Annotated in this window: 15 protein-coding genes and 1 tRNA gene; 10 read left to right on the top strand and 6 right to left on the bottom strand. The window is 57.2% G+C overall.

Translation table 11 applies throughout. The features are described 5' to 3' along the window. Positions 1-25 precede the first annotated feature (25 nt). From IPI58_02460 to IPI58_02450, 3 genes are read left to right on the top strand one after another with little or no spacing between them, the layout of a single operon-like run. Positions 26-1,291 carry a glycosyltransferase family 1 protein gene (locus IPI58_02460; protein QQR69547.1) on the top strand — a complete coding sequence of 422 codons (1,266 nt, stop codon included), beginning with the start codon at positions 26-28 and terminating at the stop codon, positions 1,289-1,291. Beyond that, positions 1,288-2,073 (top strand): SDR family oxidoreductase, encoded by a 786-nt coding sequence (locus tag IPI58_02455; GenBank protein QQR69546.1) that lies wholly within the window; start codon positions 1,288-1,290, stop codon positions 2,071-2,073. Before IPI58_02460 ends, IPI58_02455 begins: the two co-directional genes overlap by 4 nt. After that, positions 2,070-2,681 carry a GNAT family N-acetyltransferase gene (locus tag IPI58_02450; protein QQR69545.1) on the top strand — a complete coding sequence of 204 codons (612 nt, stop codon included), beginning with the start codon at positions 2,070-2,072 and terminating at the stop codon, positions 2,679-2,681. The genes IPI58_02455 and IPI58_02450 overlap by 4 nt, the downstream gene beginning before the upstream one ends. Positions 2,682-2,684: 3 nt before the next feature. On the opposite strand, the gene IPI58_02445 is transcribed toward IPI58_02450, so the two are convergent. The 3 genes from IPI58_02445 to flhB form a co-directional block, all read right to left on the bottom strand. Next, positions 2,685-4,952, bottom strand: coding sequence for an LPS-assembly protein LptD (locus tag IPI58_02445; GenBank protein QQR69544.1), 2,268 nt, complete (start codon positions 4,950-4,952; stop codon positions 2,685-2,687). A 115-nt stretch (positions 4,953-5,067) separates the two neighbouring features. Then, positions 5,068-7,668, bottom strand: a complete 2,601-nt coding sequence (locus IPI58_02440) for a response regulator (protein QQR69543.1) — start codon at positions 7,666-7,668, stop codon at positions 5,068-5,070. A 17-nt stretch (positions 7,669-7,685) separates the two neighbouring features. Then, a complete protein-coding gene (flhB, locus tag IPI58_02435) occupies positions 7,686-8,756 on the bottom strand; it encodes a flagellar biosynthesis protein FlhB (GenBank protein QQR69542.1) in 1,071 nt (356 codons plus the stop codon). Between the two features lie 141 nt (positions 8,757-8,897). Between flhB and IPI58_02430 the strand changes: the two genes are divergently transcribed. From IPI58_02430 to IPI58_02420, 3 genes are all read left to right on the top strand, one after another. After that, complete coding sequence (locus IPI58_02430; GenBank protein QQR69541.1) at positions 8,898-9,680, top strand: alpha/beta hydrolase; 783 nt, start codon at positions 8,898-8,900, stop codon at positions 9,678-9,680. Positions 9,681-9,692: 12 nt separating this feature from the next. Beyond that, positions 9,693-11,339, top strand: a complete 1,647-nt coding sequence (locus IPI58_02425; GenBank protein QQR69540.1) for a UDP-N-acetylmuramoyl-tripeptide--D-alanyl-D-alanine ligase — start codon at positions 9,693-9,695, stop codon at positions 11,337-11,339. A gap of 176 nt (positions 11,340-11,515) precedes the next feature. Continuing rightward, the gene (locus IPI58_02420; GenBank protein QQR70012.1) at positions 11,516-12,019 is read left to right on the top strand and encodes an Hsp20 family protein; all 504 of its coding nucleotides are present in this window, start codon (positions 11,516-11,518) and stop codon (positions 12,017-12,019) included. A 107-nt stretch (positions 12,020-12,126) separates the two neighbouring features. On the opposite strand, the gene IPI58_02415 is transcribed toward IPI58_02420, so the two are convergent. Further along, a complete protein-coding gene (locus tag IPI58_02415; GenBank protein ID QQR69539.1) occupies positions 12,127-13,428 on the bottom strand; it encodes a hypothetical protein in 1,302 nt (433 codons plus the stop codon). Positions 13,429-13,748: 320 nt separating this feature from the next. Here IPI58_02415 and IPI58_02410 point away from each other — a divergent pair, with 320 nt between their 5' ends. Continuing rightward, entirely contained in the window at positions 13,749-14,867 is a 1,119-nt protein-coding gene (locus tag IPI58_02410) for a hypothetical protein (GenBank protein ID QQR69538.1), read from the top strand. On the opposite strand, the gene pgsA is transcribed toward IPI58_02410, so the two are convergent. Both pgsA and IPI58_02400 read right to left on the bottom strand, forming a co-directional pair. Further along, positions 14,844-15,437 carry a CDP-diacylglycerol--glycerol-3-phosphate 3-phosphatidyltransferase gene (pgsA, locus tag IPI58_02405; GenBank protein ID QQR70011.1) on the bottom strand — a complete coding sequence of 198 codons (594 nt, stop codon included), beginning with the start codon at positions 15,435-15,437 and terminating at the stop codon, positions 14,844-14,846. The genes IPI58_02410 and pgsA overlap by 24 nt on opposite strands. 2 nt (positions 15,438-15,439) lie before the next feature. Further along, entirely contained in the window at positions 15,440-16,045 is a 606-nt protein-coding gene (locus IPI58_02400; GenBank protein QQR69537.1) for a TrmH family RNA methyltransferase, read from the bottom strand. Between the two features lie 106 nt (positions 16,046-16,151). On the opposite strand from IPI58_02400, the gene IPI58_02395 reads away from it, so the two are divergent. From IPI58_02395 to accC, 3 genes are all read left to right on the top strand, one after another. Beyond that, a tRNA-Val gene (locus IPI58_02395) sits at positions 16,152-16,226 on the top strand. A 32-nt stretch (positions 16,227-16,258) separates the two neighbouring features. Next, positions 16,259-17,236 carry a calcium/sodium antiporter gene (locus IPI58_02390; protein ID QQR69536.1) on the top strand — a complete coding sequence of 326 codons (978 nt, stop codon included), beginning with the start codon at positions 16,259-16,261 and terminating at the stop codon, positions 17,234-17,236. A 133-nt stretch (positions 17,237-17,369) separates the two neighbouring features. After that, positions 17,370-18,713, top strand: a complete 1,344-nt coding sequence (gene accC / locus IPI58_02385; GenBank protein QQR69535.1) for an acetyl-CoA carboxylase biotin carboxylase subunit — start codon at positions 17,370-17,372, stop codon at positions 18,711-18,713. Positions 18,714-18,837 lie beyond the last annotated feature (124 nt).

The raw sequence follows: 18,837 nt of genomic DNA, 5'->3' as shown, positions 1-18,837 counted from the left end.
ACCATTATCACTCTCATATGCCAAAATGAGCGATGCCAAACCTCTTGTAGCCATTGCGCAAGGCTCCAGCGCCTATGGCAGTCTTACCGCTTTGGATGCGGAAATTGCCCGAGTTCTGCCTGAGCTGGGGTGTGAGCCTTTATTCTTGCCCTTATCCGAGCCCGTTTGGGCCGAACGCATGACCAAAGTTCTGAAAGAACGCGGCCCATCTGCCATTCTGTGCGGCATTGGATGCAATGGCATCGGCATAGAGATTGGCGACGATCTGCCCACAGGCAATATGTGGCACAGGTTGGGCATTCCTTTTGTAAGCTGGCTGGGAGATTCCCCGGCCTATTTCCAACATCGTCATCGCCATCCCAGCCCCTGGATTATTCGCGCTTATACCTGCCCGGATTTTCTGGATTACCACACAACTTATCTGCGCGAACCAGGTCGCAACGCCGTGGTGGATTTTGGCGTGATGAGTTTTGGCCAGCCCCCCCAGCCGCGCGCGCGGGGCGGCAAGCCGATGATCCTGGCCCCAAAATCTTATCGGGATCCCGCCGTGGTGCGCCAATCATGGGTCGCATGGCCGACCCTGATGCGTCAGGTATTGGAAAATGCCAGCCAAACGATCTTAAAGGCGGCAAACCCCGCTTTCTGGCCCGAACACGGCATAGCGGGCGCGGTGGTCCATGCCGCCCATGAATCGGGTTTGGCGCTGGAATACGACAAACCGCTTTTGGCGCTGCTGGCGGCCCAGGTGGATGATTACACGCGCCGTGAGAGTATGGACCAGGCACTGCGTCAATTGGCCGATTTTCCGGTGATCATTTACGGAAGCAATTTGGATTCGTTGAAGGCGTCTTTGCCGCGCTCACCACGCGCCGATTTTCGCGGAGCCATCGAATATAAGGATTTGACCAATCTGTATCACCAAGCGGATGTTATTTTTTCCGTCAATCCCAATACGCAAGACGGGGCGCATGACCGTGTATGGTCGGCCTTTGGCTGCGGGGCGCTGCCGGTTTCAAACCGCATTCGCTATATGGAGTCGCTGGGGCCCGAGCTTGCCCCCTATCTGGTGGATCTCGAGGGCGGCCAGGGTTTGGGAGACGTGCTGGATCATGTGCTGAGCCAGCCCGATCAGGCGCGCGATGTGGGTTGGGCGCTGAGCGAGCGGATGCGCGCCGCGCGTCCCTTTGTTAATGCGGTGGGCGAGTTGCTGGAACTTGCGCGCGTCACACGATTGCTGCAAGGTCCGACTGTCTTTGCTCAGGATTACTTCGTCAAGGATCTACAGCCATGACGGCACATGCCGATAAGCCTGCGGGGGATGAACTGGCGGGACGAGTGGCCTTGGTCACGGGGGCCAGCCGGGGCATCGGCTGGGCCACCGCGCGCGCCTTAGCTGCCCTGGGCGCTCATGTCGTTGTGAACGGTCACAGCGATCCTGATGGCTTAGCTGCCCGCGCGGCGGAACTGACGCGCGAATTCGGCGTGATGGCCACGGCCATCTCCGCCGATATCGGCGATGCCAAGGCGGTGGGAGATATGTATCGCCGCATTCTTCAAGAGTTGGGACGTTTGGATATCCTGGTGGCCAATGCCGGGATATTAGAGGCAGGACGTTTGGGCATGATCGCGCCCGATAGCATTGAGAGGGTTCTTAGAACCAACACAGCGGGCGCGGTGCATCTGTTGCAAGGCGCGGCGCGGCTGATGCCGCGTACCAAGCCGGATGCGGTGGGTGGCGCAATCGTCTTGGTCAGTTCGATCGTCGGACGACGCGGCCATGTGGGGCAGTCGGTCTATGCGGCGGCCAAAGCGGGATTGATCGGACTGGCGCTGTCAGCCGCCAAAGAATTGGGGCCGCAAGGAATCCGCGTCAATGTCGTGGCTCCTGGCCTCATTGACACCGAGATGGCCCGTACCGCCGATGCCGCGACCCTGCAAAGCTGGATCGACCGCACGGCGCTCGGGCGCATCGGTCGGCCCGAAGAAGTGGCCGATGCCATCGCCTTTTTGGTCAGTCCCCGCGCCGCTTTTATCAGCGGTCAGGTTCTCGGTGTCGATGGATGCATCACATGACGGATGAGTACGTGCCCTTGGCAGAACCGTTAAGGAGTCGGGTCGCCGCCGCTCGCTGCGCAACGCATGAGGGGCTTACCACGCGGTTGGTGCCCTATGGCATGGAGCATAGGGCGCGCGTGATCGAGATGCGCAACGTCCCCCGCTCTTTGGCCATGCTCTCGCGCACCAGTCCCCATACGCTTGAAGAGCAAACTGTCTGGACGCAGGGGTATTTGGAACGCGACAACGACATGACGTTTGTCATCGTGGATTTACGAGGGCAGGTCGTAGGTTGCACGGCGCTTTATGACATTGAATCTGCCGGGATGACGGCCATGAAGGGCCGCCTGGTCGTGGACGAGACAGCCGTGGGCCCCTTTGCGCTGGAAGCGGAAATTCTGTTGATACGCTTGGCTTTTGAGCAGCTTGGGCTGAAGAATATGAGGACCCAGAGCCGCCCCGAAAACCACAAGATGCTCGCCATCAACGAGAAGCTGGGCTTTGTGCGTGCAGGACTAATCCCTGTGCGTGGGCATGACGAGGTGGATATGAATCTCGTGGCTGCCGATTTCCACCCTGAGAAATTCATCCCCATTTTAGAGCATTGGCGCAAACGTCTGACGTAACGCTTATAATCCCGAGCGTTGGTCGCCCATCAAGCTGGTGGCTGAGGTAGGCTGTGTTTCCACGCCGCCCAGGTTCTTAAAGAGAATGCGGAACATGATGCTGTCACCCGATTCAACATCGGCGCGCGCCGTGTGGTCGCGGCTGCCGGTGACGGAAAAGGTTAGGCACTCGTCTTGATAACCGCCGGTCAGAGAGGTGGTTAGCAGGCCATTGCTGCGCGACAGGTCATAACGTTGCCCGCCACCCATTGTCCAATAGCTCCAAAAACGGCCGTTGATCCCATAGGCGATTTCCTCGCGCGTGTCGTTCACCGCCAGATTCGGCGTGCGTGCGCTGAACAGATAGACCGCGCTTGCCTTCAGCCAATCCGGTCCCATGCTGGCCATGATGTCTTGACGCCGCGCGTCCAATGTCTTTTGGTCCAAGCGGAAGGTGTAGTCAAAGTCCAGCCATGATGAGGGTTGTAAACGGACGAGGCCCACAAGATCCGACACCTCGCGCCGCAGACCGGAATTCTCGGGGAACAACATGCCGTCGCCATAAAAGCGATAGCTTTGTCCCAGGAATATTTCCGCCGAAGCGTGGTCGGGACCTTGAATGGCCGTGCGTCCGCCCCAGGTGGCGCGTCCGCCGCCGTCCTGGCGATCAATGCCGCTGAAACGATTGCGTCGCATCAGGGTGAAAACGTCGAATTCGATGTCTTGGCTGTCTTCGTTGGGGACGGTTAGGCTCTCATGAGTTTCCGTGGCCGCCGTCACAGAGACAAGAGGCTCCACCCATAAATGCCATCCATCATCAATCGGATTCACAAGAGGGTAGCTGGTCGTGACATGCGCAGAAGGGAAGAAGCGTGTGCGTAAATCGGTGCCGCGTATGCCATCGGGACGTCGTGCATCGGGCATATTCTCGGACCACCAGGCGTTTTGGCGCATGCTGACATCGGCCACCGTCACCAGGCCCAGTCCAGGCAGAACGCGCCGCTGCCAACTGGCCTCTAGATCGGCGCGGCGCGTGGTCGCCAGACTCTTGTTGCGATTAAGGGCCAGCACGCCGCCTTGCACTTCCCAGCGTCCGCCCAAGGTCTTTCCGGGATCGCCCAGAGCCTGGAAGGACATATCGGGCAGGACGACGGGCGCAGCCTCGGTCGAGAATCCAGGGCGCGTATCTTGGAAGGCCCACACATTGCCGACCACATACGAGCGCCCATAAAAGCCTTCTGCATAGAGGCGGTTGTTTAAAATGTCGGGCGCGTAAATGTCATAGCGCGATAGATAGCTGGAATCGGTGGCCACCGCCCAATCCGCCCCGCCCCGCCAATCGGGGCCCAGCTCATAGCGCAGCGTGCCAAAATTGTGGCCGCGCAGTTGATCCCGACTGATGCTGCCATTGGTTTCTTGGCGGTCCGTGTGGACGATGCTGCCCGAAGTTACCAGTTGTGTGCGGTCCCAGTTTTGTCGCCATTGCCCCGAAAGCTGCAGGCCATCATTGGCGCTGATCAGCGGAGTTATAGTCATGTCAGCGCCGCGATCCACGATTCCGTAATAGGAAAAACCGCCATAGGTGCCCAGCGAAGAACGTGAACCGAAAGTAGGAGTGATGAACCCGCTGCGCCGTTCCACTGTGGGATCGGGGTGCGAGAAATAAGGGGAATACAACACCGGAATGCCGGCCATTTCCAGGAACGCATCCCGGTAAATCACGTCCTTGGCCTCGTGATCATGGGTGACACGTTTGGCCTTGATCTGCCACAAAGGCGGGGCTTCGGGATCGTCCTTGCACAGATCGCAAGGCGAATAAACGGCTCGTCGCAGCCGCATCCAGCGTTCACCAAAACGTTCACCGTCTTCGGCTGCTAATCGGCCATTATCGGTCATCAGGATGCGAATTCGGTCGGCATAGCCTTCGGCTAGATTGCCGGTTAGCTGCGCCCAATCGGAAAAGACAACTTCTCCGGTACTCTCTAATAGGCGCACATTGCCAATAGCCGTGACGATGCCACTGTCACGCTCATAGATCACTTGGTCGGCCAGAAGAACGCGCTCGCCATAGCTGATTTCCACATTGCCGGATGCGCTGGCGATGCCATAGGCATCCTCAAAATTCATGCGGTCGGCCAGGATCAGCATGCCTGGCGGCTTCTCGATAACAGCCGGTTTCTCGGCCTCGCGATAGACAGGGACGATTCTGGCCCCGGCCACGGAAGGAGCCAAGTTTATGCAGACCGACACCAGGGCGGCCACCACCAAGGTATGGCGCAAGCTGCTCATCATTTAAAGCCGGATAAAGTCATAACGCGCCAGAATGATAGACACCCCTCCCTTTATGCGCAAACACAAGAAAGGCGAGCCGTTGGTGACTGTTGCAAGAATGAAACGCATGATAGGGTCAGTGGATGGTGTTGGTGCCGGGGTGAACCTCGGCGTTTTGTAGAACATCCTTGACCTTGGCTGCCAATTGCTTCAGGGAGAACGGCTTGCCGAGGAAGTGGACGATCTCGCCCTCCCTAAGCTGATCGCGGAAACGGTCTTCAGTATATCCCGAAATGAAAATCACTTTCAGATGCGGCCATTTCTCGTGCACTTTGTGGATCAGTGTGGGACCATCCATCTGCGGCATCACCACATCGCTAATGAGAAGCTGCACATCGCCCTTCAATCGCTCTAGAACCGACAGAGCTTCTTCGCCGCTATGCGCCTCATGAACGGTATACCCCTTGTTACGTAAGGCGCGGGCGCTGAATACGCGTACCGCGTCCTCATCCTCGACTAGCAGCACTGTGCCAGCGCCTGTCAGATCAGCGTTGCTCGATTCGCGCGATGCATCTGTCAGTTGCAGAGGTGGCGCGGATTTGCCGGGATCGACGTACCAAGGAATATAGATACGAAATCTTGCGCCGTGGCCCATCTCGCTTTCTACATCGATAAATCCGCCTGTCTGTCGCATGATTCCATAGACCATGGATAGGCCAAGGCCCGTACCAGAGCCGACTTCCTTGGTCGAGAAAAACGGCTCGAAGATGCGTTCCAGGTTTTCTTTGGCGATGCCTGTGCCCGTATCGGTGACCTCAATCATCACATAGTTGCCTGGTACCATTTCATCCTGACCACGGACGATGATTTTGTCCTGGCGGTGGTTGCGTGTGACAATAGTCACTTTGCCGCCATCTGGCATCGCGTCGCGCGAATTGACAACCAAGTTGATAATCACCTGTTCCAGCTGGCCTTGATCCACGCGTACGGGAGCCAGATCGCGGCCATGGATCATCTGCATCTCGACGGTCGCGCCGATCAATCGACGCAGCAGATTTGATAATTCGGCTAGAACGTCGGTGACATCGATCACCTTGGGCTGCAAGGTTTGCTGGCGCGAGAAGGCCAGCAATTGCCGCACCAGATTGGCGGCGCGATTGGCGTTATGTTTGATTTGCATGATATCGGCGAAGGATTGGTCGCCCGGCTTATGCCGTTGTAGTAACAAATCGCAAAAGCCCATCATGGCCGTTAGCAGATTGTTGAAGTCGTGCGCGACGCCTCCGGCCAATTGGCCGATGGCCTGCATCTTTTGCGACTGAACGAATTGCGTTTCCATGCGCTTTTGTTCGGTGCGGTCGATAAAATGCAGAACCAAGCCGCCGTTCATCAGACGTGCGCGCATACCTTCGGGCTTTGACCCGGGTTCAAGTGGAGTCGCGAACAGATGCACGGCGGCCATGCGCCGTCCGATCAAGATGGTCTCTAGCCCATGGGGAAAGTGCGCGCCGTTGATGGAGTTGTGCAAAGCCTGGATGATCTGTTCTTGTTGATCCGTACCGATCAGATTTTGGAACTCGCGCCCTGACATGTCTTCATCACGAAAACCCAGCATGGTGCAAAAGGCGCGATTGGTCTCGACAATCGCCATCTCGGGATTAAGCAGGACGATGCCGATGGGTGCCTCAGCGAACAGGTGCTGAAACCGCGCCTCGGATTGGTCCAATGCCTGCTGCCATTGTCGCTCGGTGGTCAGGTTACGCACGACTGAACGTGTGCGTAGTTGTTTTTCATCCTCTCCACTTGCGACAACGGTTTGCGTGATAAAGGCGGGTATCATCTGTCCTTCGCGGTGTCGCAACGAGACTTCGCCACCTAAATGCCCATTGGATCCTGCGACGACGGCGTAGGGGCGCGCGCCGGTGGGTGGTGCGGCCAATAAGTCGTGAAGACATAGTTTGCCCGATGTTAATTCAGCCGGAGTGCGGCCTAACCAATCGGCCAAAGTGCGGTTGGCATAGAGAATCTGGCCGTCTTGATTGGCGGAATAGATGCCCACCGGCGCATGCGCCATAAAGTCGGCCAGCTTGGCTTTTTCTTCGCGCACACTGCGCTCGACGCGACGTCTTTCGCTGACGTCCTCGAAATCCCATTGCACATATCCTACCCAGCCGGGCAAGGGACGGGCGATCACCTGCCGCCATTCTATCGCCGAAGAAGGTGTGCGGCGCACCGGAAGGTCGGCGTTGGCCGTACGTCCTTGATGAGCGGCGCGGCGTAGGCGTTGAAATTCCGATTGAACGGCAGGAGAGGTGGTGGAGAAGAAGACGGCAAGGTTCTCCTCAACATCGCCGCGTCCGGAAGGCGGCAGCCAGTCTGCGAAGGCGCGGTTGGCCAGGACCAACTGTCCTTCGAAGTCTGTAATCAACCGGGGCACCACGCCGCCGTGAAAGGCATCGCGTAAGAGGGACTCGCTGGTGGCGTGACCCAAGGCCACGCGACGCAAATGGTACCAGAACACCCCGGCAGCCAGCAGCATTGTGGCCGCCAGTACGGATAACAGGACCGGCTCGTCCATCCGTGTGCCGATCAGTGGCAGCACAAGTACCAACAATCCCAAGCCTAACAGGACCACAATACCAACCAGCGTGACCTTGACTTCGGGCATGTCGTGCAGCATCGCCAGGACGGTCCCGGCGGGTCGGTTGGAACGAATGGTCAGGGGTTTTCCTTGCATGGTAACGGAGGGGTCCTTCATATTTTCTGGTTCTTGAGACGGAATACATACGAGATGATCTCGGCCACAGCGCGATAGTGCTGTGTTGGGATTTCCTGGTCAATCTCGACTGTGGCGTACAATGTACGGGCCAATGGTGGATTTTCCACCAGAGGTACGCCATGTTCTTTGGCGACATCGCGGATACGTTTGGCGATCAGGTCGGCACCCTTGGCCAGGACCATCGGCGCGCGCATTTCGCTTGGTGCGTATCGCAAAGCCACGGCGACGTGAGTCGGGTTCGTGATGACCACATCGGCCTTGGGGATTTGGGCCATCATACGTTGCCGCGCACGCCGCATGCGAATCTGGCGCAATCGACTTTTGACGACCGGATCTCCTTCGGACTGGCGAAACTCGTCTTTCACCTCCTGTTTGGTCATGCGCAGACGACGATAATATTCCATTCGCTGCCAAATTAAATCTCCAATCGCCACCAATGAGGCCGCCAATAGCACCGACCCAGCTAAATGCACCACTTTGTTCTTAAGGTGATGCGAAATTTCGACCATCCCCAGGCCAACCATGGTTTCGGAGTGTTCCAGTGCGGGAGACAAGATCATCCAGGCTACGGTGCCGACCAATGCCAGCTTCAACATGCCCTTGATCATCTCGACCACGCTGTGAATCGACACCAGGCGCTTCATTCCTTCCAATGGAGATAGGCGCGACCATTGAGGAGCCAAAAGCTGCGTTGAATAAAATAAGCCAGTCTGAATCATGGTTCCAGCAATGGCCACGACCAACAGCAGCAGAAAAACCAAGGCCGCCGGCCAGCCCGGGGCTGCCAGTGCCGACAGCATAATGCCGCCGACATTCGATGTCGTAACTTCTGTATCATCAACATGTTCTAACAGAGATTTCATGTTATCAATGAATGTCTTTGATAGGGGCGCGGCCAGCATGGCGGTGATAGATAAACCACCAAGCAACAAGAACCAACTGCCCACTTCGCGGCTGACAGGAATATTGCCCTGTTCGCGCGCTTCGCTCAGACGCTTGCTGGTCGGGGCTTCGGTTTTTTGAGATTCGTCTTGATCTTCGGCCATGGCCTCCGCTCCCGATCCGTTATGCCCGCCAATTATCGGATCGTTATCTAAACAAAGCATGGGAGAAGACGGGCCAGCACGCTATAAGCGTCCGAACCACGCGCCTCACCCGATGAATCAGGACATTCCAAAGGTTAATAAATGATTGATGCTGAATCCGGGCCGATGGAATGGAGCCATGATTCTTGGGGGAATTCCACCCTGGAAGGCCCGATTTATGTGCTCTTGCACGGCTGGGGCCGCAGCCGCGCCGATATGCGCCCGTTGGCCGAGCGATTGGCCTGTGAGTCTGGCGCATATGTCATGTCATTCGATATCCCAGGTTTCGGGCAAAGCCCGCCGCCGTCCCAGATAGGGGACAGCGGCGACTATGCCGACTCTCTCGCGCGGCATTTGGCCAAGCAGGGAATGGGGCCGGTTATTGTGATCGGTCATTCTTTGGGAGGGCGGATCGCCATTCAGCTGGCGGCTCGGCACAAGGGGCAGGTGAGGGGAGTCGTCGGCTTGGCGGCGGCAGGATTAAAGAAACCTCGTTCTGTTATTTGGCGCGCGCGAGCTTTGGGAATGAAAACGCTGGCGCGCTTGGCGCGGGCGGCGGATCGTTGTTTGGGGACGCAGTTTAAGCCGCTTTTGGCCGCGCATATGGGCAGTTCCGATTATCGCGCGGCGGAGAAAATGCGGCCAATCCTCGTGCGGATTTTGGGCGAGGATTTGTCAAGCGTCGCGCCGCAGGTGGCCTGTCCCGCCCTACTGATCTATGGCGAACATGACACCGAAACGCCCCCCGAATTCGGCCAGCGTTACGCGCGATTGATGCCCCATGCGATGCTGCATATCTTGCCACATCTGGATCATCTGACGATCCTGTCTCGGGGATTAAGCCAGACCCGCCCTTTGATTCTGGATTTCACGCACAGACTATAGCAAGGTCAAATCATGTCCGCTTCGACATCGTGGTTGTCCCACATCATCTTGATCCTGCTGATCCTTGCCTCGCTGGCCTTCACGAGCAAGCGACTGATGCGCCTGTTGCACTATTTCCAGCAGGAAGAATACGACAACGCCCGCTTCCTATCCTGGATATGGCGGCATGGGCTGGATCGTTATGTCAGCATGGTGTTGGTTCTGTTGGGCTGCACCATGGGCATCATGGTGTCGCCCTTATTCTCGGTTCTGGCCGCATCGACTCTGATGATGTCTTTCCTGCGCGAGACGGATCCGCGCCGTGCCGATCAATCGAAAAAACCTTTGGCGATGACGCCCCGCGCTTATCGCCTGTTGATCGTGGCGTTCTCGCTGGTGCTGATTCTGGCGTTGCTGGCATTCATGGATATCGACCTTGCCGCCCGTGGTCCCGGTTACCCCATAGCCTTGGCGCTGGTGGTGGTGATCCAATTATTGCCCGTGCTGTTGGTGGCGGCGAATATTCTGCTGTGGCCGCTTGAGGAGGCGGGACGCCGCCGCTATCTGCGTGAGGCCAAGGCCAAGCTTGAACGTCTTAAACCCTGCGTTATTGGCATCACCGGCTCGTTTGGCAAAACATCGTGCAAGCATATCCTGGGACATATCTTGTCGGCCCAATCGCCCACTCTGGTGACGCCTGGCAGCGTCAATACGCTCCTTGGCGTGGCGGGCGTGGTGCGCGGGCAGTTGAGCGATCAACATCGCTTCTTCGTGGTGGAGATGGGGGCCTATGGTCCGGGTTCGATCGACAGGTTATGCCGCCTATTCCCGCCCAATCATGCCGCTATCACCGCGATCGGCACCGCGCATTATGAACGTTTCAAGACGTTATCCGCCGTTGCTCAGGCTAAATTCGAGATCGCCACCGCTGCGACCGCGCAAGGCGGCACCGTGGTTTTGAACATCGATGCCATGGACGAGGAGTTCTGGCAGTCCCGCGTGGAGCCCGATCATTTCTGCCTGGTTTCAGCGCAGGATCATCCCGAGGCGCCCACCATACGCATTCTTCATGTCAGCCAGACGACGGCGGGGTTGTCGTTCACGCTGCGCCATCAAGGCCAAGATTACGCCATTCAGGCCCCGCTTTGGGGTGTGCATCATGTGGGCAATATGGCGGTGGCTTTCGCCCTGGCCGTGCGCTGCGGAGTATCCCCGGTTATGGCGGCGGCGGCCCTGAGCCATATGCCGCAAATCAGCCATCGGCTGGAAGTGCGTCGCACACCCGGCGCACCGACGGTGATCGACGACGCCTATAATTCCAATCCCGGCGGTTTCCAAGTGGCCTTGGAAGTGTTGGACCTGCTGGCCAAGGAGTCGAAAGGTCGGCGCATCTTGGTCACGCCAGGCCTTGTCGAACTGGGTGTCAGGCACGACCCGGAGCACCGCTTTTTGGGTGAACAAAGTGCGCAATGGGCCGATATCGTGCTGGTGATCGCGGCGATTCGGATTCCGACCTTCATGCAAGGCCTTCGCGCATCAGAACGTCAGGACCTGCAGATCGAAACCTTTCCCGGTTTTGCGGCGGCAAAGGCATGGCTAAACTCCAATCTTCGAAATAACGATGTCGTGTTGTACGAGAACGATCTGCCGGATCTGTATGAATCTCCTCCAAAATGGTAATATTATCAATATAATAGATGGTCTTGACGGCGTCCTGTCCCGCACTAGATACAGTTATGCCGGGAGGTGCCAACAAAGGGTTCACGGGTGAATTCTGGGCCTCCGGGCGTTGGATGCAGGCTTGGCCCGTGGTGGGCGAGTCTGTGGGTTATCGCTCAAACAAGGAGGATACGACCATGCGCACCTTCGATCTCACACCCCTGTTCCGTTCCACGGTTGGTTTTGACAGCGTGGCCCGTATGATGGATGCGGCCATGCGGATGGACGATGCCGCCTTGTCCTATCCCCCCTACAATATCGAGAAATTGGGGGAGGACAATTACCGCATCAGTATGGCGGTGGCCGGGTTTGCCGAGAGCGACCTAGGCATCACCACCCAGGAAAACGCCCTTGTCGTCTCGGGGCGTCAGCAACTGCGCGAACCGGAAGAAGCAGAGGAAAAACAGTACCTGCACAGGGGTATCGCCACGCGGGCCTTTGAAAGAAGGTTCCAACTGGCCGACCATATCCGCGTGACGGATGCGTCCTTGGTCAACGGCATGCTTCACATCGACCTGGTGCGGGAGGTGCCCGAGGCCATGAAGCCGCGGACGATCGCCATTGCCGCCGCCAAATCAGGAGAGATGAAAGGACCTGAGAAGAGGGCGGAAATCGCTTCGCCGCGCAAGCAAGCCGCCTGATCCCAAGCGGCAGGCAGGCTCAGACCCGCCCGGTTCCCGAGTTCTGGGGCCGGGCGGTGCTTTATACGGAAGGTCTATTCGCTGTGAGGCACTAAACGGGGAAAAGGTCAGACTCTACTTCCCGTAAGTAATGACTTGGGAGCGGTTTCCTTAACAAGCGTTGTCGGCGAACTTTCCTTCGCCATATGCAGTTTTGGATTCCATCCGAAACTGCACGCATAAAGAATGCTTGCGATCGCGATGCCGATCAGCGGGAAGTGGTCTGGCGTTCCATAGATAATGGGCAAGGCGATTAAAGTGACCAAACAGCGGCCCACCGTCAGATATATCTCGCGCACAACGAGGCAGGCATAGGAGCGGGTAGCGTACCACCGGCTATCCATGCCCACACCATACAGATGCTCTCCCGCCGTCCATAGCAAAGTCGTGCCTGTGAGCAAAGCTGCCGATGGAGATAGGATCAGCCATCCCAACCAACCCAGCCCTGAACATATAGCACTGAGCGACAATTCTTGTCCCTTAGCCCGGCGTACCAGGATGCCCGTCAGGGGCGAGAGCACAAAGCGCACGCTTGCCTTTAATGCAAAGGCCAAGCCGATAGCCAAACCCGCGACTCCCGCCATCTTCAGCCACACGGGTAACAGAAAGGCCGTCAGGGCTTCGGACATACTGGTTGCAAGGGTTGAAAACACATACCGGCGCGGACGGTGCAAAGCGCGCCAAAGACTCTCGTTATGCAGCACGTCTTGCTCACCTTCCCGAAGTGCGGCAGATGTTTTCTGATGCAGTACATGCAAATTTGGCAACAGGGGTAGCAAACACAGAGCACCCAAGCCATTGAAGGCAAAGCCCAAGCCTGCTGCATCGCTGCGCTCCACGCCGCTGGCCAGGAAAACGCCAGCCAATATGGCTCCGAACATTCCCCCTAACACATTGCTGACCCAAGCCATTGAAACTTCTTCGCCACGGTCTTCATCATGCGTCGATGCCAGCATGATGGTGTGAAAGGCGAACCAGAAGGGAACTATGGCCACAGATAAGGCCACTCCGATCACAATGGGACTATGTGCCCATATCATGGCCGCCGTGACAGCCAAAACGGACGTCGTCAAAACCATGATCCATAAAATGGCGCGGGACAGATAGGGGGCCACCCATGCCAGACCGGAAAAGCCCACGGCTGTTACTAAATAACGCGTGAACAGAAAAGCTGCCATGGCCCATAGGCCTTCATGTGCCATGTCCACAACGATAAAAATGCTCGCCAAAACCGAGCCAAGTTGCGACAGCACCCCGCTGGCGTACACCAACCCCAAGCGTCCCGATGTAAACGGCTTGACGAAAGCTCGCCACAAGAATGATCGCCAATCCGATTCATGAACCGCCACGGCGGCCATAGCGGTATGCACTCTTGTAGCTCCTTGAAATGACGAGTCTCGCGACTGAAGATCATTTCTATCACCAACCAGTTACTAAACCGTGAAACGAAATGATCGAAGGGATTCGGCCTTCTTTCGGTGGCCAGAGACAAAGGCCTTCCTCTGTCGAGGCGCAGGAATCACGATACGCACCGATGGCGAGGCATCCGTCTCGATCCACACCCATCAGGTATGACACCTCGCGGACAATACAATGCCGTGGACATATTCCGTCCGCTTACTTCATGATAAGATTTAGGGCGTAAAACATCTCTTAATCAGGTCCTTGTGCCACGGAAGGGGAACCGAGAGTGTCGAATGAATCGCAAGAGTCGGCCAAACTCGACTTAGAGTCGCCGCTCAATACCGGCACATCCCGGGAAGTCTCGGAATCTATGATCGGCGTATTTCTGCCCGAAGCGGGGCTGCGTGATTTCATTTGGCATGAACCCGTTATTCGGCGTCTAGCCGCTGAAGATCCCAGCGGAAAGGTTACCCTGCTCACAGGTGATGTTTCCGCCGCCCGCCGCATTCTTGAACCGGAAGATCTGGTGGATTGTTTCGTCGAGCTATCGGCTGAGATACTTAGCGCGGATCTGACAACGCCTGAAAAGCTGCCATCGGTGTTCTTCACGTTGGTTGCGATGATGCGCAAGCTGAGCTTTGAGAAGGTCTTCATCTTCAGCGATCAAGCCATTTTTGCTGCGGCTACAAGGTTCGCCGGTGGCGGTAATGTCCATATATACGGGTACAGTCGCAAGATCGGACTGGCAGGATTCTTCTTGAACAACCCCCTGCAATTCGCCGAAGACACGCGCATTATGCGTCCTATGAATCGGGCAGCGTTGCTGCTGGAATCCCTGGACATAAATTGCCACAATCCGCACCCTGACTTAAAGGTCCCGTCACAGGACGTGCAGATTTTGCAAGAACGCTTCAGTCATATTCGTGAGCCGTGGATATCTTTTGGCATCACCGGCGTCGAGGATCCTTGGCCTCCCACCCGTTTTGCCTACATCTTGGATATGCTGTGGGAACGTGGCTATCGCGGCCTGTTTCTAACATCATCCTTCCCGGCTTCGGAAATCGGCCAACAGATCATGGAGAGTTGCAGCATTGCCGAGCCACAGATGGCGTTCGGTCTTTCCTCGGGACAGATCAAGGCACTGTTCAATTCGTCGCTGCTCTTCTTCGGCCACGCCGACTCCGTCATGGCGGACCTGGCCTGCGCCGTGGGAACGCAATGCGCCGTTCTGGCAAAGAACCCGGGGTATCAGGCTCCCTCGCCGCTGCAACTGGTGATCTCGCCTGAACTGGGGACAAGCACGACACAAGAAAGCGGTCTACAGGCCATCTCCATTACCCAGGTGATGGAGGTACTGCGCCGTCTGCTTCCCTTGATCGACCTAACGGCGAACCGAGGTGGATGAGTTTGATGTCGAGGTCAAATGCGGCATCGCTCCGCGCAGGTAATCCCAGCCACTGACGAGGCTTAGCACCGCCGCCAGCCACAAGGCGATATCTCCCGGCCATGCAGGCGGAGCGTTCGGCACCCGGGGATCGGACAGGATCAACAAGGCCAAGGCCACCATTTGCGTGGCGGTCTTCCACTTGGCCAAACGAATGACGGGCATGGTGTTGCCCATCATGGCTAGGAACTCCCGCAGCCCTGACACCGCCACTTCGCGCAGCATGATCAGCAAAGCCGGTAAAAATCCCCATGCCGTCAGGCGATCCGTGCTTAGCATCACCACCAGCACGGCGGAAATCAGAAGTTTGTCGGCAATGGGATCAAAGCAGACGCCGAACAAGGAAATCTGTTTTGAACGTCTTGCCAGATAGCCATCCAGCCAATCCGTGATGGCGGCCAGGATGAACAGAACCAGCGCCGCCCATGCGGCCCATTCCTGAGGAATCAGCATCAGTACCACAACCGGCAGGATCAACACGATCCGCGCGATGGTCATCAGATTGGGCAATGTTGTCAGAGAAGGAGGCATGTTCATCGGTGTTCTCCCTTGGTCGGGTCGGCACTGTGAGGCGATTCGCCGTCACGGCGCAAGTTACTGCGGATCATAGCATCCAAAGGCGGCATGGGTGGAGATTCCGGCAAGGGGCCGCCGGCATGTTCGGGGCGCGGCGCATGATGCCCCGTGCTGAGCAAGCGGTCATACATGACCAAGGCCCCCGCCATACCGACATGGATGCAAAAACGCGAAGGAATACGCACCACATGGTCGCAGCGGGCCAGCAGTTCCGGGCTTAGGCTGCCGTGTTCTGGCCCCAGCACATAGGCCGCGCAAGGCGGATGCCGGAAGCTGGGCAGCTCCACCGCATGATCCGCTATCTCCACCCCGACCAAGACGCATTTTTCGGGCAAAAAGAATTCCGTGGCCTTGGTATAGGCGTAAACCGGCAGGTGCAGCCCAGCCAATGACGTATCCGCCGCCTGCACAGCCGCCGCATCCAAAGCCGAATCGATCGTAAAGAAGAAACTGGCCCCAAACGCATGCGCCGTGCGCATCAGATCGCCCAGATTTCCAGGCTTACCAAGACGCTCCACACCAATGCCAAAATAGCCACGCGGGCCGGAAGGGCTTCTTTCCATAAGGCCAGTTTAACCCCTTTTGCCATTGGTAGCCAAATGAATGACTTGGCATGCATCATTCCATCTTCCGTCCGGCGGATAATGTCGCTATGCTGCGCCGTCACAGGGGCGATTAGCTCAGCGGTAGAGCATCCCGTTTACACCGGGCAGGCCGGGAGTTCGATCCTCTCATCGCCCACCATTCCCTGCTCGATCTTTAAGGTGTTCGAAGTTATGATATTGCCTGTTCTTGCCGTCATTGCCAGTTTGGCGCTGTTGCTGTGGAGCGCGGATCGTTTTGTGGATGGTTCGTCAGCCACCGCGCGGCATTTTGGCATGCCGCCCTTACTGATCGGCATGGTGATCGTTGGGTTTGGCACCTCAATGCCCGAGATGATCGTCTCGGCCCTTGCTGCATCGCAGGGCAATTCTGGCCTGGCCTTGGGCAACGCCTATGGTTCGAACATCACCAACATCGCGCTGATTCTGGGACTGGCCGGGTTGATCCGACCCATCGCCGTGCATTCGCAAGTTCTGCGCAAGGAACTGCCTATTCTAACCGCCGTTACGCTTCTGGCTGCTTGGCAGGTGCATGACGGCATGGTCACGCGCGTGGAAGGACTAATATTGTTGGGCGTGTTCACAGGTCTGATGGCATGGACCGTCTGGCAGGGCATGCGTAGAAAGCCTGACTCGCTTGGGAAGCAGATGGAGCAGGAACTGAAAACACATATCATGCCCATCAAGCGTGCTGTGTTTTGGATGCTGGCGGGCTTGTTGTTGTTGATCCTCAGCTCACGCATGTTGGTTTGGGGAGCGGTGGAAATCGCGCATGGTCTTGGTGTCAGCGACCTGATCATCGGCTTGACCATCGTAGCGGTGGGCACGTCCTTGCCTGAACTGGCGTCTTCGGTCATTGCCGCCCGCAAAGGTGAGCACGATATCGCGCTGGGCAACATCTTGGGATCGAATCTGTTCAACACCCTGGCCGTGGTGGGAATCGCCGCTCTCATCCGTCCGCTTCAGGCCGCGTCTGAAATTTTCACCCGCGACATGCTGGTTATGGGCGTCTTGACCGTATCCCTTTTCGTGCTTGGCTATGGCTATCGCGGCCCCGGTAAAGGCCGCATCAATCGTTTCGAGGCGGCGGGTTTGATCGCCTGTTTTACGGCCTATACCGCATACCTAGCCGGGGGTCTGTCGGCGCACTAAGTGGGCCCCATTGGCACAGAAGCTTGCGTAAGACCGTTTCGGCATCTATCTTCGACACGTTATAGCGAACGCCTTAGGCTGGTCGCATGAGACAGACCGGCGTTCTCTTCAACCCTTTTACCGGGGAAACGATATGTTCGAAAAAATCCTGATCGCGAATCGCGGCGAAATCGCCTTGCGCCTGCACCGGGCATGCCGGGAAATGGGCATTCGAACCGTCGCCGTGCATTCCACCGCCGATGCCGACGCCATGCATGTGCGCTTGGCGGATGAAAGCGTATGCATCGGTCCGCCTTCGTCGCGTGAAAGCTATCTGAACATTCCGGCCTTGCTGACGGCGGCGAATCTGACGGGGGCCGATGCCATTCATCCGGGAATTGGCTTTCTTTCAGAGAATGCGCGTTTTGCCGAGATGGTCACAGATCACGGCTTGGCCTTTATCGGTCCTACGGCCGAGCATATCCGCATCATGGGCGACAAGGTGGCCGCTAAGGATGCCGTTAAGAAGATCGGCCTACCCACCGTGCCCGGCTCGGACGGAACGGTGGGTAGTCTGGACGATGCAAAGCGCATCGCGGGTGAAATCGGCTATCCCGTGCTGATCAAGGCGGCGGCAGGCGGCGGCGGTAAAGGCATGAAGATCGTGCACAACGCTGCCGGATTGGCGGAAGCCTACCAATTGGCGCGCGGCGAAGCCCGCGCGGCCTTTGGCGACGATTCCGTCTATATCGAAAAATTCCTGATCCGTCCGCGCCATATCGAGGTGCAGATTCTGGGCGACCATCATGGGCATGTGGTGCATTTCGGCGAGCGTGACTGCTCGGTGCAACGTCGGCATCAGAAGGTGGTCGAGGAAGCGCCTTCCCCTGCGCTGAACGCCAGCCAACGCAACGAAGTGTGCGAGATGGCGGCTGATGCCGCGCGTAAACTGGGCTATCGATCCCTGGGCACCATCGAATTCCTGTTCTGCGATGATCGATTTTATTTTATCGAGATGAACACCCGTCTACAGATCGAACATACGATCACCGAGATGATCACCGGGGTCGATCTGGTGCGCGAACAAATCCGCGTCGCCACCGGCGTGCCCTTGGGCTACGAGCAAAAAGACATTCACTTTAACGGCCACGCCATCGAATGCCGCATCAATGCCGAGCATCCGGAAACCTTCATGCCATCCCCTGGGCGTATCACCGATTATCATGCCCCCGGCGGCCTGGGTGTGCGCGTGGATAGCGCGCTCTATGCGGGGTACAAGGTGCCATCTTATTATGACAGCATGATCGCCAAGCTCGTGGTCCACGGCACCAACCGCAATGAATGTTTGCTGCGCTTGCGGCGTACCTTGGAAGAGTTTGTGATAGGCGGCATCGAGACCACCTTACCCTTGCACCAAAGGATCATCAGCCGCAGCGACTTTATCAATGGCGATTATGATATCGCTTGGCTCGAGAGAATATTGGAAGAGAAGGAATAATAATTCTGGCAAACGGTTTGACCGATGTTAGGTGGCATTAACCAAACTTAAAGCGTTAATGCATACGGTGGCGCAGAACCCGATTGGCACGACCAGATCGGCTCTGTACGAACTGATTTTGTGC

The sequence above is a fragment of the Alphaproteobacteria bacterium genome (genome assembly GCA_016699305.1).
Classification (GTDB): Bacteria; Pseudomonadota; Alphaproteobacteria.
The sequence above is the reverse complement of the archived record's forward strand: the minus strand, read 5'-3'. Positions and strand labels throughout refer to the sequence as shown.